2 pseudogenes are annotated in these 614 nt (G+C 69.5%); both read right to left on the reverse strand.

Going from position 1 to position 614, the window contains the following annotated elements:
- Positions 1 to 174 (reverse strand): annotated as a pseudogene (locus EAO70_RS40585) (DUF4291 family protein); the annotation flags it as partial.
- A pseudogene (locus tag EAO70_RS40590) lies at positions 174 to 513 on the reverse strand (DUF4291 family protein); the annotation flags it as partial. The pseudogenes EAO70_RS40590 and EAO70_RS40585, both read right to left, overlap by 1 nt.
- Positions 514 to 614: the final 101 nt, after the last annotated feature.

Consider the following 614-nt stretch of genomic DNA (forward strand, 5'->3'; position numbering starts at 1 on the left):
GGCGCCTGTCCCAACTCCCTTTTCCAGGCAGCCTGGTCGGGGGTGGAACCCGCGCTTGTAGTGGGAGAGGCAGGCGTTCCGCAGGGCCCATTCGAAGCCCTCGCGGGTGATCTCCACGGCGAGGACGGTCTCCTGGCCCTCCTTGGTGCCCCAGCCCGAGCGGTACATCATCCAGGCGCCTGTCCCAACTCCCTTTTCCAGGCAGCCTGGTCGGGGGTGGAACCCGCGCTTGTAGTGGGAGAGGCAGGCGTTCCGCAGGGCCCATTCGAAGCCCTCGCGGGTGATCTCCACGGCGAGGACGGTCTCCTGGCCCTCCTTGGTGCCCCAGCCCGAGCGGTACATCATCCACAGGAACGAGGGCTTGATCCAGGTCATCCGGTCCCGTTTCCAGGCGGCCGGAAATCGCCCTTCGCGGGCGGCGGGCAGGCCGATCCCGGGCCGGTACGCCTGGTAGACGGTGACCGTGCGGTCGGTGTGGAGCGCGCGGATGCGGAACGCAGGCACACGGGGCAGGCGCGGGGCGCGGGCGCGGATAACCGGTGGCCAAGCTCCCCGGCCTCGCCCATCCTCAGGGCATGGAAGATACGACGCCGGCCACCGACGAGCCGAAGTAC

It is taken from the genome of Streptomyces sp. adm13(2018) (genome assembly GCF_008042145.1).
Taxonomy (GTDB): Bacteria; Actinomycetota; Actinomycetes; order Streptomycetales; family Streptomycetaceae; genus Streptomyces.